Annotated in this window: 16 protein-coding genes; 10 read left to right on the forward strand and 6 right to left on the reverse strand. The window is 36.2% G+C overall.

Annotated features, from left to right (window positions below; genetic code table 11):
- Positions 1-26: 26 nt before the first annotated feature.
- The 9 genes from LPB89_RS08940 (at position 27) to LPB89_RS08980 (ending at position 7089) form a co-directional block, all read left to right on the forward strand.
- Positions 27-2192: a TonB-dependent receptor gene (locus LPB89_RS08940; RefSeq protein WP_230701414.1), complete on the forward strand. Its 2166-nt coding sequence runs from the start codon at positions 27-29 to the stop codon at positions 2190-2192.
- Positions 2193-2501: 309 nt separating this feature from the next.
- Positions 2502-2912: a DUF2141 domain-containing protein gene (locus LPB89_RS08945; protein WP_230701415.1), complete on the forward strand. Its 411-nt coding sequence runs from the start codon at positions 2502-2504 to the stop codon at positions 2910-2912.
- Positions 2913-2949: 37 nt separating this feature from the next.
- Positions 2950-3573: a hypothetical protein gene (locus tag LPB89_RS08950; RefSeq protein WP_230701416.1), complete on the forward strand. Its 624-nt coding sequence runs from the start codon at positions 2950-2952 to the stop codon at positions 3571-3573.
- Between the two features lie 18 nt (positions 3574-3591).
- A complete protein-coding gene (locus LPB89_RS08955; RefSeq protein WP_230701417.1) occupies positions 3592-4950 on the forward strand; it encodes a histidine kinase in 1359 nt (452 codons plus the stop codon).
- A gap of 1 nt (position 4951) precedes the next feature.
- On the forward strand, positions 4952-5254 hold the full coding sequence (locus LPB89_RS08960; RefSeq protein ID WP_230701418.1) for a 2TM domain-containing protein: 303 nt from the start codon (positions 4952-4954) through the stop codon (positions 5252-5254).
- A 2-nt stretch (positions 5255-5256) separates the two neighbouring features.
- Entirely contained in the window at positions 5257-5586 is a 330-nt protein-coding gene (locus LPB89_RS08965; RefSeq protein WP_230701419.1) for a 2TM domain-containing protein, read from the forward strand.
- A 2-nt stretch (positions 5587-5588) separates the two neighbouring features.
- Complete coding sequence (locus LPB89_RS08970) at positions 5589-5894, forward strand: 2TM domain-containing protein (RefSeq protein WP_230701420.1); 306 nt, start codon at positions 5589-5591, stop codon at positions 5892-5894.
- A gap of 17 nt (positions 5895-5911) precedes the next feature.
- Positions 5912-6283 carry a 2TM domain-containing protein gene (locus LPB89_RS08975; RefSeq protein WP_230701421.1) on the forward strand — a complete coding sequence of 124 codons (372 nt, stop codon included), beginning with the start codon at positions 5912-5914 and terminating at the stop codon, positions 6281-6283.
- A gap of 38 nt (positions 6284-6321) precedes the next feature.
- On the forward strand, positions 6322-7089 hold the full coding sequence (locus LPB89_RS08980) for a LytTR family DNA-binding domain-containing protein (protein WP_230701422.1): 768 nt from the start codon (positions 6322-6324) through the stop codon (positions 7087-7089).
- Here the strand turns inward: LPB89_RS08980 and LPB89_RS08985 are convergent.
- From LPB89_RS08985 to LPB89_RS09000, 4 genes are all read right to left on the reverse strand, one after another.
- Complete coding sequence (locus LPB89_RS08985; protein ID WP_230701423.1) at positions 7070-8095, reverse strand: heme A synthase; 1026 nt, start codon at positions 8093-8095, stop codon at positions 7070-7072. The two genes, LPB89_RS08980 and LPB89_RS08985, sit on opposite strands and share 20 nt — an antisense overlap.
- A 64-nt stretch (positions 8096-8159) precedes the next feature.
- Positions 8160-8465 carry a type II toxin-antitoxin system RelE/ParE family toxin gene (locus tag LPB89_RS08990; protein ID WP_230701424.1) on the reverse strand — a complete coding sequence of 102 codons (306 nt, stop codon included), beginning with the start codon at positions 8463-8465 and terminating at the stop codon, positions 8160-8162.
- Positions 8441-8707, reverse strand: a complete 267-nt coding sequence (locus LPB89_RS08995) for a hypothetical protein (protein WP_230701425.1) — start codon at positions 8705-8707, stop codon at positions 8441-8443. The genes LPB89_RS08990 and LPB89_RS08995 overlap by 25 nt, the downstream gene beginning before the upstream one ends.
- Before the next feature lie 95 nt (positions 8708-8802).
- Positions 8803-10230: an HD domain-containing protein gene (locus LPB89_RS09000; protein ID WP_230701426.1), complete on the reverse strand. Its 1428-nt coding sequence runs from the start codon at positions 10228-10230 to the stop codon at positions 8803-8805.
- Between the two features lie 340 nt (positions 10231-10570).
- Here LPB89_RS09000 and yaaA point away from each other — a divergent pair, with 340 nt between their 5' ends.
- Entirely contained in the window at positions 10571-11329 is a 759-nt protein-coding gene (gene yaaA / locus LPB89_RS09005; protein ID WP_230701427.1) for a peroxide stress protein YaaA, read from the forward strand.
- Between the two features lie 415 nt (positions 11330-11744).
- Here the strand turns inward: yaaA and LPB89_RS09010 are convergent, their stop codons facing one another.
- Together LPB89_RS09010 and LPB89_RS09015 are read right to left on the reverse strand one after the other, a co-directional pair.
- On the reverse strand, positions 11745-13331 hold the full coding sequence (locus LPB89_RS09010) for an MDR family MFS transporter (protein ID WP_230701428.1): 1587 nt from the start codon (positions 13329-13331) through the stop codon (positions 11745-11747).
- A 4-nt stretch (positions 13332-13335) separates the two neighbouring features.
- Positions 13336-14415 carry an HlyD family secretion protein gene (locus tag LPB89_RS09015; RefSeq protein WP_230701429.1) on the reverse strand — a complete coding sequence of 360 codons (1080 nt, stop codon included), beginning with the start codon at positions 14413-14415 and terminating at the stop codon, positions 13336-13338.
- Between the last annotated feature and the right edge of the window lie 12 nt (positions 14416-14427).

The following is a 14427-nucleotide window of genomic DNA, read 5'->3' on the forward strand; positions in this document are numbered from 1 at the left end:
AACCAATAATATATAAACCAACAGGTATGAAAACCAAATTACTTTTTACAATTGCCTTTTTATTTTTTGCAGCGGTCAGTTTCGCACAAAATACCATTTCAGGGAAAGTGGTTGACCAAAAAGGGAAACCGGTTCCGGGAGCCAATATCTATATTGACGGAACGTATGATGGAGCTACAAGTTCTGACACAGGTGAATTTTCTTTTGAAACCACAACAACAGGAAACCAGTTCCTGATCGTAAGTTTTCTAATCTATGAAACTTATAAACAAGAAATTGATGTTGCCAATTATAAGGACCAAACGGTTAAATTGAGAGAAAATGTAAATTCACTTGATGCAGTTGTAATCACTGCCGGAACTTTAGAATCGGGCGATAAAGCAAGAGTTTCAGTGCTAAAACCATTAGATATTGTGACCACTGCCGGTTCTGCCGGAAATATTATTGCCGCTTTGCAGACTTTGCCGGGAACACAAACCGTTGGGGAAGACGGGCGTTTATTCGTTCGTGGAGGGGAAGCCAGTGAAACACAGACTTTCGTTGACGGACTTCGTGTCGCGCAGCCTTACGGAGCAAGTACGAATAATTTGCCGACCAGAAGCAGGTTTTCTCCTTTTTTGTTTAGTGGGATCGCTTTTTCTACCGGTGGTTATTCTGCAGAATATGGAGAAGCTTTATCAAGTGTTTTACTATTGAATACACAGGACGAACCGGATCAGAATAAGACCGATATTGCTTTGATGACCGTTGGTCTGGGTGTAGGAAATACGCAAAAGTGGAAAAAAAGCTCGTTCAGTATCAATACCAATTATATCAACTTAGCACCGTATCAGGCGGTTATTCCACAAAATGTAGACTGGAATAGTCCCTACCAGTCTTTGGGCGGAGAAGCAGTTTATCGCTATCATTTTACGAATGGAATCTTTAAATTATACGCTGCTTTTGATTCTGAAAAATTCGATCTGAATCAGAAAAATATAAATTTTGCCGAACCGGTGAGAACGGACTTAAACAATAACAATTTTTACCTGAATGCTTCCTACAAAGGAGATTTTGGAACCGGCTGGCAACTGACTTCAGGAATCAGTTACGGCTACAGTAAAAACAAAGTCAAATTTGACATCAACGATGTGGACACCAATGAAAATGCAGCCCAGCTGAAATTGAAATTGAGAAAAAATGTCTCTAACTACTTTAAATTATCTTTCGGAGCCGATTATTTCATTACCAAATTTAATGAAAACTTTAATGACAATATTTCAACTAAAGTTGCCAATGGTTACGATTCAGATATTGCCGCTTTTTATACGGAGGGAGATATTTTGTTTTCGAAAAACCTGGCATTAAAAGTTGGTGTAAGACTTTCGAACAACAGTTTGTTAGATGAAACTAATCTGGCACCACGAGCTTCAATAGCGTACAAAATTGCTAAACATAGCCAGTTCTCTTTTGCTTACGGGGATTTTTCCCAGGCACCGGTTGTTGATTACATCAAATATTCAAAATACCATCAGTTTGAAAGCGAAAAAGCACAGCATTATATTCTGAATTATCAATTTACAAAACCCGGACAAACCTTCAGGGCAGAGGCTTATTACAAAGATTACAGCAATCTGGTTCAGTACAATACAAGAGATATTCAATACAATTCGGTTTTCAATAATAATGGTTCGGGTTATGCCAAAGGACTGGATTTATTCTGGAGAGACAGCAATTTGTATAAAAATTTAGAATATTGGATTTCCTATTCTTATATCGATTCAGAAAGACAGTATAAAAACTTTCCGAATATGGCGACACCAAATTTCGTTGCAAATCACAGTTTGTCCATCGTAACCAAATATTTTATTACCGACTGGAAATCACAAATTGGTTTTACGAACAGTTACAGTTCCGGAAGACCTTATAACGATCCGAACCAGACACAATTCATGAACGGGAAGACAAAATCATACAATAGTTTAAGCTTTAACTGGGCGTACTTATTAACCACACAAAAAATATTGTATTTCTCTGTTTCCAATGTATTGGGAAGTCAAAACGTTTTCGGATACGATTACGCCAAATTACCCGATGCCAACGGAGTTTACAACAGACAGGCGGTTACACCAACAGCAGACCGATTCTTCTTTGTTGGTTTCTTCTGGACGATTAGTCAGAATAAAAATGAGAATCAGTTGAAAAATTTATAGAAAAAAGGTTCAAAGGTTCAGAGGGACAAAGGTTCAGAGGCTTGGAATTGTCAGCCTAAAAAAAGTTTATTTAAATAAGTATTGGCAAAATTAGATTTTTAAAATCTAAAAAAACTTTGAGCCTCTGAACCTTTGTAACTCTGCACCTTAAAAAAAAACAATTCAGTCACCAAAATCAACAACTCGGTATCATTTAATTTTAAAACAATAAAAACCGGTATACTTTTGAAGTATAAATTAATAACAGCGTTTCAATCATCAACAAAAATCAGACGCTCAGAATCTTAGAACCTAAAAAAAAAAGAAATCATGACCAAAATTATTACGCTAATCACTTTTTTTATCTGCAGTTTAATGTCTGCACAAAATGTAAATCTTACTGTTTCTGTTTCAGGTTTGAAAAACAATACAGGAGCTGTCAAAGTGGGTTTGTACAACTCAGACGAAACATTCCTGAAAACGACTTACAAAAGTATCGTTTCTGAAATTAAAAATAATGAAGCAACCGTTACCTTTATCGGTATTCCAAAAGGAGAATACGGAATTTCAACGTATCATGATGAGAACAGTAACGGAAAGCTGGACAAAAACATGATGGGGATTCCTTCTGAAGATTATGCATGTTCGAATAATGCTAAAGGATTTATGGGACCGCCTTCGTACAAAGATGCTAAATTTACGGTTAGTAAAGACTCGAAAATAGCTATTGTATTCAACTAAAAAATAATTAATTAACAACCATTAAAATAAAATCAAAATGAAAAAAATAATTACCACAATCGCATTATTTGTAGCCGTAATAAGTTCAGCACAAACACAATTTGAACAAGGAATGGGAAAAGCATTCGGACTTTGGAAAGAAGGAAAAAACACAGAAGCTTCGGCCCTGTTCGAAAGAATAGCTTCCGCAGAGAAAAACAGCTGGCTGCCTAATTATTATGTTGCATTAGTAAATACAACAAGCTCTTTTGCAGAAAAAGATAAATCTAAAGTAGATTTGTTACTGACCAAAGCACAGGACGCACTTGATGCTGAGTTCATAAAAGACCAGAACAACGCAGAATTATATGTTTTACAGGCTTTACTTTATACGGCCTGGGTTGTTCAGGATCCGATGACAAACGCTCAAAAGTATTCCGGTAAAATAATGGAGAATTATGCTAAGGCGAAAGCAATAGATCCTAATAATCCGAGAGCGGTTTTTGGTGAAGCTGATTATCAGTTAGGAGGAGCAAAATGGACAGGTGTTGATACAAAACCATTATGTGCCCAGGTTGATAAAGCTGTCGAACTTTTTGCTACTTTTAAACCGGAAACTCCTTTTTCACCAAAATGGGGATTAGACAGAGCACTTGAAACTCAAAAAAACTGTAAAAAATAATATCAAATCAGTTCCTAAATGAAAGACCATAAAAATACATTTGCAAATTTGAGAACCGGAACAATCATGTGTTTCAAGATCTCTATGGTATTTACAGTCATATTCTCCGCTTTTTTAGGAGCCGATCTGAATGTAAAAAATGTATTACTGACGTTCTTTTTAAGTTGTCTTTATTCTTTCGGACTGGGCTTCGGAAATGGTTTTCTTAATGTGCTCTTAGATAAAAAATGGGACTGGCTGGAACAAACGAACCTAAGGGTTTATTACGGGATTCTGTGTACAGTTTTATATACGGTTCCGGCCGTTTTAGGAATCAACTACATCATTTTCGTAGTGGTTCAGGCCCTTCCCTTAGAGAAGTTTTTTAGTGAAAGAATGATTTGGGTGCACCTTTTTTATATCATTTTATCTTTGGGAGTTTCAACCTTCATGCAGGCCAGAAGTTTTATGGTAAAATGGAAACAAGCCTCTAAATTTGAAGTCACCCAGCAGAAAATTATTGCAGGAACGGCAAACGCAAAATTCGAGAGTTTAAAAAATCAGATCGATCCGCATTTTCTTTTTAACAGTCTGAATGTGCTGAGTTCGCTGATCGAAGAAAATCCTGATAATGCACAGCGGTTTACCACTTCCCTGTCTAAAATCTATCGCTATGTTTTAGAGCAGAAAGATAAAGAACTGGTTTCAGTGGAAGAGGAATTGTCCTTTGCCAAAACCTATATGAATTTGCTGAAAATGCGCTTCGAAAACAGTTTGTTTTACGAATTGCCGGCAGCAGGTATAAATCCGGATGCCAAAGTGGTGCCTTTGTCCTTACAGCTTTTACTCGAAAATACGGTAAAACACAATGTAGTAAGCGAACAAAAACCATTACACATCAAAATTTTTATTGATGGCGACTGTCTCGCAATCCAGAATAATTTTCAGAAGAAGGAAGTTTTGCAGGATCGTCAGGGCGTTGGTTTGCAAAACATCGTAAACCGATACGGAATTGTAACCGACAGAAAAGTTTTGATTGAACAAAATGAAGAAAATTTTACCGTTAAAATCCCGATTTTAACCAAACAGATTTCAGTTATGGAAACAAGTGCAGAATATAGTGATGAGAATAAAGCCTATTTCAGGGCTAAAAAGAGAGTAGAAGAGTTAAAAGGATTTTATGCAAACGTAATTTCATATTGTTGTGTAATTCCGTGCTTAGTTTTTGTAAATTTAACCTATTCTCCTGGATTTCAATGGTTTTGGTTTTCGGCTTTAGGCTGGGGATTTGGAGTTACCATGCATGCTTTCAAAGTGTTTGGGTATAGCTCTGATTGGGAAGAACGTAAAATCAGAGAAATTTTAGAAAAAGAGAACAACCCAAAAACCTGGAAATAATATGGAACCAAATTACGATAAAGGAGAACGCTATTATCAGGCTCAGAAAAGAGTGTATGAAATTAAGAAATTTTACCAGCATTTAACGGTATACCTTCTTTGTAATCCCATTGTAATAGTGGTTAATCTTATGACTTCGCCAGGTTATTTATGGTGTTTATATTCCGTAATAGGATGGGCAATTCCAATACTTTTACACGGAATGAAAGCTTTTGGATTTTCACCAGTTTTTAATAAAGACTGGGAAGAACGAAAAATCAATGAGCTTTTAGAAAAAGGAAATAAAAAACAAAAGTGGGAATGATTATGGAAACCAATTGTAATAATGATCGTGAAAGATTTGAGTTTCAGCAAATCTTCAGAAAAAAGGCAGTACAGCTCAGATCTTTTTATGTGCATGCGTTTATTTATGCAGCGGGAGTTGTAGTTTTTGTAGTAAAGGAATATTACGGAGTTCCATTGAACTTCTTTCCATTCCAATATCTAAATCATGTTGTAATGATAATCTGGACCTCTGTGTTTTTATTTTCTGCAATAGATTTATTTCTTTCTTTTAAAGTTTTTGGAGTGGAATGGGAAGAACGTAAACTAAAACATATTTTAGAGAAAAGACAAAAAAAACAAAAATGGGTGTGATCATGGAAATAAATTATAACGAAGAAGACAGATACTATCTTGCAAAAAAGAAAGTAGAAAATATTAAAGGCTTTTATAGTAATCTTACCGCTTTTATCGGGGTAAATATTATTTTGATTATCATTAATTTGTGGACATCTCCACAATATTTATGGTTTTTCTGGCCACTGTTGTGGTGGGGAGTCGGAGTTGTTTTTCATGGATTAAAGGTTTTTGAAGTATTTCCGGTTTTAGGTAAAGACTGGGAAGAAAGAAAAATCAAGGAATTGATGGAAAAAGAAAAAGAGAACAAAAACAAATGGCAATAATATAATTCAATAAAAAAATGGGACGATTTAGAAGACGTATGTATGAAGAATATGCACACGAATTTAGCACAGACGAGAGCTATAACAGAGCGTACAGAAAAGTAAAAAAAATAAAAGGATTTTACTCGCATTTGAAAGTGTATGTTATAGTAAACGCTATTATCATTATTTCTAGTTTGAATAGCAGAGGTTTTATTGGAAATCATTTTGAACTGAGAGGGTTTCAAAATTGGGAAATCTATTCGACAGCGTTTTATTGGGGTATTGCCTTAGCCATTCATGCCTTTTCAGTTTTTGGACCTGATATCTTTTTCAATAAGGACTGGGAGGATAAAAAAATCAAAAAATATATGGATAAAGAAGTAGAAAGTAAGAATAAATGGGAGTAACTTTAAACTTTATTTTTTCAAATTTTGCATATCAATAGATGATCACATTAATTATAGAAGACGAAAAACCAGCGGCAAGATTGCTGCAGCGAAAGCTTGAAAAGTTAGATATTGCTGTAGAAACCATGTTACACTCTGTAGAAGAATCAATTCATTGGTTTAGTAATAATAAACATCCGGATCTTATTTTTCTTGATATTCAGTTATCAGACGGTTTGTCGTTTGAAATTTTTGAAAAAATAAACATTACAAGCGCCATTATTTTTACCACTGCTTACGATGAATATGCCTTAAAAGCATTTAAGCTCAACAGTATCGATTATCTGCTGAAACCTATTGATGAAGATGATCTGGATGTCGCTGTGACCAAATTTAAAACACGTCTTCCTAAATTAGAAACGGAAACAACAAACCTTCAGCTTGATTTTGAACAAATCAGGAAAATGTTGTCGAATCCTTTTGAAAAGAATTATAAAAAACGATTTACCGTTAAAATAGGACAACATCTAAAAGTGATTACCACCGATGAAATCGAATGTTTTTTCAGTGAAAACAAAGGAACCTACATTCATACTTTCGATAACAGGAACTATTTAATTGATTCGACTTTAGAAATTCTTGAACAGGAACTGGACATGAAAGATTTCTTTCGTGTCAGCAGAAAGTTTATTGTACCGCTTCAGGCGATAAAGGAAATTCAGGTGTATACCAATTCGCGTCTAAAAGTTATTTTACCCTCTTATAAAGAAGATGAGGTAATTGTGAGCCGCGAGAAAGTTCAGGATTTTAAGAGCTGGCTGGGATAGTTTTCTTGGCTTCCAGAATCATATAAAACTGAATTCCGAACAGGATAGAGGCTAAAACCAAATGGATTGCCTGACTTCCCAATGGGAAATCAAAATAGGCCATTGCTATTCCGGTTAGGATTTCTACTCCAATGATAAGTAATACCAGGTTTATTTTTGAAAAACCTAAGTTGAGTTTTCTATTTCTAGTGAATAAATACACATTTACAAGTAAGACAATAATTGAAAAGGAACGGTGAATGTAAAAAGTAACAGAAGGGTTCTGAAGCCAAAAAACACTTTCCGTCAAACCATTTTTGACCTGCTCATCTACAAACTGACGCACTTGTGTGCCAATGGCAACCTGAATTAAAGTCAGTACAAGCGAAAATAAAAGTACTTTTTTGAATGCGGCATTGTACGTTACAGTGGCAAATTTTGGTCTTGCTAACTGAATAATGTATAAAATTACAGCAACAATTACCAATGCCATCACCATGTGAACCGTTATCTTTATTGGGTTTAAAACCGAATAAACAACTTTGGCACCCAACCAGGCCTGAAAACCCATCATAAAAACAACTAGCCAGGAAAGCAGGACAATTCTTTTCTTTTCTTTCCAAAACGTAAAAGAAACAATGGCCATAAAAAAGCAAGCCATACCTGCCAGGGCTCCGCACAAACGGTTAATGTATTCGATCCAGGTATGCAACGGATTGAAAATGGCATAATCGTGTTTGGTATATTTTTCCCAATGCAACCCATCAAAAGCAGCCTGAGTTGTAAAATTATCTTTTGCAACCAATAAAGTTTCATCCTTAATAATAACCTGACCTTTTTCAAAAGCGCGGTTTGGTGCCCAGGTCAGTTCTTTTAAATCCGTTGGAGGTATATAATAGCCAAAACACTTCGGCCAGTCCGGGCAGCCCATTCCTGAACCTGTCATTCGGACTAAAGCTCCTGCTACAATTACTAAATAAACTAAAACTAATGCTGTTTTTGCGATTGCTGGGAAGTGTTTTTTCATTCTTTTTGTAGTGCCTCAGACCCTGTTCCGAAGTTTCGGACTAAGGCTCTGAGTTTTTTTAAATTTATTTAATTGGAAAATTTTCAGGGTTTTGTCTCGTATCCCAAATGTCAAGAACAACAATTTGAGTAGTTGTAATTTGATAAATCAATTCAAAATGACTTGCAATTTTAAGCCTGACATCTGAATTATTGGATTCAATACCGCTTTCCGGAAATTTCACAATTTGTTTTAATGATTCTTGAAATAAAACGTTTAATTTTCTACTGTATGATGTTGATTTATTTCTTTGATTCCAATACAAAAAAATAGCATATTTTGATTGTCTTGCAAATGAAGTCCAAACTATTTTTCTTGTTCCCTGAACCATTTTTCTAATTCAATTTGAGCTTCTTCATTCGAGATAAATTCTCCTTTTTCATACTGTTCTGATGCAATGTTTATTTTTTTTTGCTCCGCTTCAGAAAAATATCTTATATCGTTGGTTTTTAATTTTTTATATGTCACAACAGGTTCACTAACCGAAGATACATGCTCTGCTGATTCTGAATAATTTTTGTTGTCTAATAAAGATTTTACTTTTAGCAATAAATCAATATCATTGGTTTCCATTATTTTCTTTATCAAATCTAATTTTAGTCCGGCGATATCCATAACTTATAATTTTTATAAAATTAAATAAAATCCGCTATAATCTCAGGAATGAACTATACTTTAACTAATCCCATTTTCTGCGCTTTTTTCTGCATAAAGGCAAAAGCAGCGTCATATTCATTTGGAATTTCCCCTTCGAGAATAGCTTCTTTAATGGCTTCTTTCAAAACACCGATTTCTCGTGAAGGTTTTAAATTATAATATTCCATAATTTCTTCTCCGGAGATTGGCGGCTGGAAATTACGTACATGGTCGCGTTCTTCCACTTCGACAATTTTCTTGCGGACGATCTCAAAGTTTTTATGGTACTTTTTAAACTTTGACGGGTTTTTGGTAGTAATATCGGCTTCGCACAGTGTCATTAAATTTTCTACATCTTCTCCTGCATCAAAAACCAGGCGGCGAACAGCACTGTCGGTTACGATATCCTGAGCGAGAACAATTGGGCGCGAGCTCATGATCACCATTTTTTGCACAAATTTCATTTTGTGATTTAAAGGCATATGAAGGCGTTCAAAGATTTTTTTAGCCATTTTTCCACCCAGAAATTCATGTCCGTGAAAAGTCCAGCCCTGTTTTTTATTGAAACGTTTTGTCGGTGCTTTTCCGATATCGTGCAGCAAAGCCGACCAGCGCAGCCAGACATCATCGGTGTTTGGACAAATATTATCGACAACTTCAAGCGTGTGGTAAAAGTTATTTTTATGAGTGTGGCCTTCAATTTCTTCTACCTGGTTCAATGCTGTTAATTCAGGTAAAATAAGATCTAAAAGCCCGGTTTTATATAAAAGTAAAAATCCGGTGGATGGCTGATCTGTAGAAAGAATTTTGTTCAGTTCGTCCACGATTCTTTCTCCGGAAATTATATTTATCCTGTCGGCATTTTTGCTAATCGCGTCCAGTGAATTCTTTTCGATCTCAAAACCTAACTGCGTAGCAAAACGGATGGCACGAAGCATGCGTAACGGATCATCAGAATACGTAATGCTTGGATTCAAAGGTGTTTTGATGATTTTATTTTCTAAATCAGCGAGACCGCCAAAAGGATCGGAAAGATCCCCAAAAGTTTTTTCGTTTAAGGATAGAGCCAAAGCATTTATAGTGAAATCACGACGATTCTGGTCGTCTTCCAGAGTTCCGTTTTCAACAAGCGGGTTTCTGCTTTCAAAATTATAGGATTCTTTTCGGGCACCAACAAATTCAATATCCGTATCTTCAAAACGTAACATCGCAGTTCCGTAAGTTTTAAAAACCTGGACTTTTGGTTTTTTAGGAAGTAACTCAGATACTTTTAAGGCCAGTTCTATTCCGCTGCCCACTGCTACAACGTCAATGTCTTTTTTAGAACCACGGTTTAAAAGCAAATCACGTACAAAGCCGCCGATAACGTAAGTGTCAACGTTTAGTTCCTTAGAGGCCTGCGAAATGATTCCGAAAATTTTATGTTGTAAAGCTGTTTTATAATTTGTCTGTATAGCCACGAATTCAAGAATTTTAAATAGAGCGTTGAGTTCTGAAGAGAATCGAACGCCTGCAAATTTACAACATAGAAAATGCCTATTATAATCTATTGCTCACTTTTTTGAAGAAATTCACGGTTTAAAGTGCAGAATTTTATGAAATAAAAAAAGCTTGCCGCGAGTTCCACAAATTTTCACGGATCATACTTCATTTCCCAAAAATAAAAATTAGCGGAAATTCGTGTAATTGGTGGCAAAAAAAGCCGGTAAACGGGAATTATGGTAGTATCAAACAAATCAATTGCAATGCTGTTTTTTTAGCAATTCAATTTGTATTTTTGAATCACTTAAAAATGCACAAATGAAAATTGTTATATCGCCTGCGAAGTCGTTAAATTTTGAAAAAGAATTGCCCACTGCAAAATATACAGAACCCGCTTTCCTAAAAGAAGCGCGTCAGGTTCACAAAGTTTTAAAACCCAAAAAACCAGCTGACTTAGCGGAATTAATGTCAATTTCCGAAAAACTGGCCGACTTAAACTGGCAGCGAAACCAGAAATGGAAAACGCCTTTCACACCTGAAAATGCACGTCCGGCAGTTTATACTTTTGATGGTGATGTTTACACCGGTTTAGATGCCTATACAATTCCGTTAGAGAAAATGGAGGTCTTACAGGATAAGTTAAGAATTTTATCGGGTCTTTACGGCGTTTTAAAACCGCTGGATCTTATGCAGGCCTACCGTCTCGAAATGGGGACGAAACTGCCCATCGGAGAGCATAAAAATTTACATGATTTCTGGAAAGGTCCCGTTACGAAAGCGTTGAACAAAGAGTTGTCAAAAGGGGAGTTGTTCGTAAATTTGGCCAGTAATGAATATTTTTCGGCTGTTGATGTGAAAGCTTTAAAAGTGCCTGTAATCACACCTGATTTTAAAGATTATAAAGATGGAAAACTAAAGATAATCAGTTTCTTCGCTAAAAAGGCAAGGGGAATGATGGTGCGTTATATCATCGATACCAATGCGGAAACTATTGATGACCTGAAAGGGTTCAATTATGAAGGATACCAGTTTGATGCGAATCTTTCGAAGGGAAATCATTTGGTGTTTACGAGATAGGTTTTTTTGGGAAGGTTCAAAGGGGCAAAGGTGCAAAGGCTCAGAGTTTTTTTTTAAGGGTCTGAGCTGCTGAGGGGCTAAGCTACTAAGGTTTGGTTATTACTTCAATTCTATTTAGGATTTCGTTTTGGAAGATTCAAAGGGGCAAAGTTGCAAAGGCTCAGAGGTTTTTTTTAAGGGTCTGAGTTGCTGAGGGGCTACGTTTCTAATGCTTTTATTATTGTCTCAATTAGGATTTAGATCCAGCTTGGAACTCAATTGCCTCCAGCTTTAGCTGGAGATACGATGTAAATCGATGAAAGGCTTTAGCCAAATTTTCATTAGAATATTATATATTTAAGAAGCGAAAATAAAAAAGCCGGGATCAATTAAGAGCCCGGCTTTTCGTATTATAAATCAATTATTATAATTATTATTAATGCATCGCATCTGCGGGATTAATCTTGTTTTTTCCTTTCTTGATGAAAAGAATAATCGGTATACAACATAAGAACATTACTCCCAAGTACATGAAAATATCAATATATGACATTACGGTACTTTGTTTTAAAATGGAGTAATCAATTGCCTGATACGCTTTTTTAAGCGCAACATCTGCACTATATCCTTTAGACATAAAGGCTCTCTGCATTCCGGCAATACGTTGTTGAACATCGTATTTTGAAGGATCGATACGATTGATCAGGTTAACTCTGTGTTCCTGGCTGAAACGGGTAATAAAAGTGGTAATAATTGCAATACCAAATGAACCGCCTAACTGGCGCATCATTCCGGTAAAAGCAGCTCCTTCACCAATATGTTTCCCTTTTAATGTCGAAAGCGAAAGTGTCGTAATAGGTACAAAAAGTAATCCTAAACCGATTCCTCTCAAAATCAATGGCCAGTACATATGTTCTACACCGGTATCAGGTGTAATTCGGGTTTGCATCATAAAGGTAAAGAAGAAGAAAACTAAAAATCCTACTCCAACCATATAGCCCTGAGGTACCCCTTTTTGAATCATGTTTCCGACAAATGGCATCATGATCGCTGTTGTTATCGAACCCGGGATCAGTAATAATCCGGCATCAGTCGCTGTCCATCCTAAAATAGACTGCGTATAAATCGGAATAATTAAGGTGGATCCGTATAAACCGAAACCAAGGATAAAACACATTATGGTTCCGATTCGTAAGTTTCCGTCTTTTAAAACACTTAAGTTTACGATTGGGTGTTTGTACGTAAGCTCTCTCCAGATAAATAATATTAATCCAAAAACCGTAAGTACGCTTAATGCTGTAATTAAAGGATCGTTAAACCAGTCATCCTGCTGCCCGTGCTCTAAAACAAATTGTAAGGATCCGATAAAAGTGGCCAGAAGAACAATTCCCCACCAGTCAACCTGATTTGCTTTTAATTTTTCTCCATATTTCGGGCTTCTTACGAAAGTAAGGGCCAGAATAGTAGCGATAATTCCTAACGGAATATTGATGTAAAAGATATAGGGCCAGGAATAATTATCTACTAAATATCCTCCCAAAGGCGGACCTAAAGTCGGACCTACAATTACACCCATTCCGTAAATAGCCTGAGCCATACCACGTTTTGCTATAGGATAACTTTCTGTGATAATTGTCTGTGCCGTTACAAGAAGGGCACCTCCGCCCATACCCTGAACGAACCTAAAAGCTACTAGTTCCCAGATATTACTGGCATTTCCACATAAAAATGAACAAACGGTAAATATAATGATAGAGGCCACAAAATAATTACGTCGTCCAAATTGCTGTGACAGCCAGCTCGTCATCGGTATTACAATAACATTCGCAATGGCGTATGCTGTAATAACCCAGGCCACATCAGTCAAAGTAGCACCAAGGCTACCCCTCATGTCTGTTAGCGCTACGTTTACAATGGTCGTATCAACGATTTCAAGCAAAGCACAAAGTACTGCTGTAATCGTGATAATAACACGTCTGTAACCGTATTCTACTAAATCATCATCTCCTTGTACTGCTGTCATTCTATTATTTTAAATGTACGTCAACATCAACATTCATTCCCGGACGTAATAATTTTACTTTCTCAGGATCGTTTGATTCGTCTAAGCTAATTTTTACTGGTAATCTCTGAATCGTTTTCACGAAGTTTCCTGTTGCATTATCAGGAGGTAATAAAGAAAAACGTGATCCTGTTGCAGGAGAAAAAGAAGTTAAAGTTCCTTTAAACTCATAGTTCGGGTAAGCATCTACTTTTAAGCTTACTTTCTGGCCCACAACCATTTTGTTTAATTGTGTTTCCTTGAAGTTAGCGACAACCCAAGCTTCCGTATTATTGATGATATAAAATAAAGATTGTCCCGGCTGTACCAGTTGTCCCGGCTGAATATCTACTTTAGAAACCTGACCGTCAATGGCTGCTGTTACAACAGTATACGTAAGGTTTAGTTTGGCAACATCAAGCATTGTTTTTGCTTTTTTGATGTTGGCAGCAGCCACTTCAGTTTGTTTGTCAGAAACTTTGGATTTAGACTGAATTACCGATTTTTGAAAGGAACTTGCTCTTTGTTGTTGTTCCAAAACACGTACCTGGTTTTCAGCTTCGTCTTTTGCAGTCTGAGCCTGTTCAAATTGCTGTTTTGTAATCGTATGTGTTTTATACAAATTATTGTAACGATTAAAATCATTTGTAAGTTGTCTCAATCTGATTTTTGCACTTTCGATAGAACCACCCGCAGATTTCACATTGGCATCAGAAACAGAAATGCTTGCGTAAGCACTTCCAATATCAGCTTTTGCAGCTTCGTATTGGCCTTCAGCTCCTAAAAGGGCCGCATTTGCTTCGTCAATTTTCAATTGGTAATCTCTTTTGTCAATGGTAAATAAAGTATCTCCTTTTTTTACAAAATCATTATCTTTCACATAAACTTTGCTGATATAACCGGATACTCTTGGGATAATCGGGTTCATTTTTTTCTCGATCTGGGCATCATCTGTCTCTTCGTGACCTTGTGAATGCATGTATTTTGTTATTCCGTAAGTTCCGCCCACTAAAACCAAAACGGTTAGTATAATGATGAATTTCGTATTTGTTTTTTTCTTTTCCATGAGAGCTATCGA

Source organism: Flavobacterium sp. ENC (genome assembly GCF_020991415.1).
Classification (GTDB): Bacteria; Bacteroidota; Bacteroidia; order Flavobacteriales; family Flavobacteriaceae; genus Flavobacterium.

Coding starts and splice junctions, on each gene's coding strand:
- LPB89_RS08940 (WP_230701414.1), top strand. CDS start 27: ATGAAAACCAAATTACTTTTTACAATTGCCTTTTTATTTTTTGCAGCG.
- LPB89_RS08945 (WP_230701415.1), top strand. CDS start 2,502: ATGACCAAAATTATTACGCTAATCACTTTTTTTATCTGCAGTTTAATG.
- LPB89_RS08950 (WP_230701416.1), top strand. CDS start 2,950: ATGAAAAAAATAATTACCACAATCGCATTATTTGTAGCCGTAATAAGT.
- LPB89_RS08955 (WP_230701417.1), top strand. CDS start 3,592: ATGAAAGACCATAAAAATACATTTGCAAATTTGAGAACCGGAACAATC.
- LPB89_RS08960 (WP_230701418.1), top strand. CDS start 4,952: ATGGAACCAAATTACGATAAAGGAGAACGCTATTATCAGGCTCAGAAA.
- LPB89_RS08965 (WP_230701419.1), top strand. CDS start 5,257: ATGGAAACCAATTGTAATAATGATCGTGAAAGATTTGAGTTTCAGCAA.
- LPB89_RS08970 (WP_230701420.1), top strand. CDS start 5,589: ATGGAAATAAATTATAACGAAGAAGACAGATACTATCTTGCAAAAAAG.
- LPB89_RS08975 (WP_230701421.1), top strand. CDS start 5,912: ATGGGACGATTTAGAAGACGTATGTATGAAGAATATGCACACGAATTT.
- LPB89_RS08980 (WP_230701422.1), top strand. CDS start 6,322: ATGATCACATTAATTATAGAAGACGAAAAACCAGCGGCAAGATTGCTG.
- LPB89_RS08985 (WP_230701423.1), bottom strand. CDS start 8,095: ATGAAAAAACACTTCCCAGCAATCGCAAAAACAGCATTAGTTTTAGTT.
- LPB89_RS08990 (WP_230701424.1), bottom strand. CDS start 8,465: ATGGTTCAGGGAACAAGAAAAATAGTTTGGACTTCATTTGCAAGACAA.
- LPB89_RS08995 (WP_230701425.1), bottom strand. CDS start 8,707: ATGGAAACCAATGATATTGATTTATTGCTAAAAGTAAAATCTTTATTA.
- yaaA (WP_230701427.1), top strand. CDS start 10,571: ATGAAAATTGTTATATCGCCTGCGAAGTCGTTAAATTTTGAAAAAGAA.
- LPB89_RS09010 (WP_230701428.1), bottom strand. CDS start 13,331: ATGACAGCAGTACAAGGAGATGATGATTTAGTAGAATACGGTTACAGA.
- LPB89_RS09015 (WP_230701429.1), bottom strand. CDS start 14,415: ATGGAAAAGAAAAAAACAAATACGAAATTCATCATTATACTAACCGTT.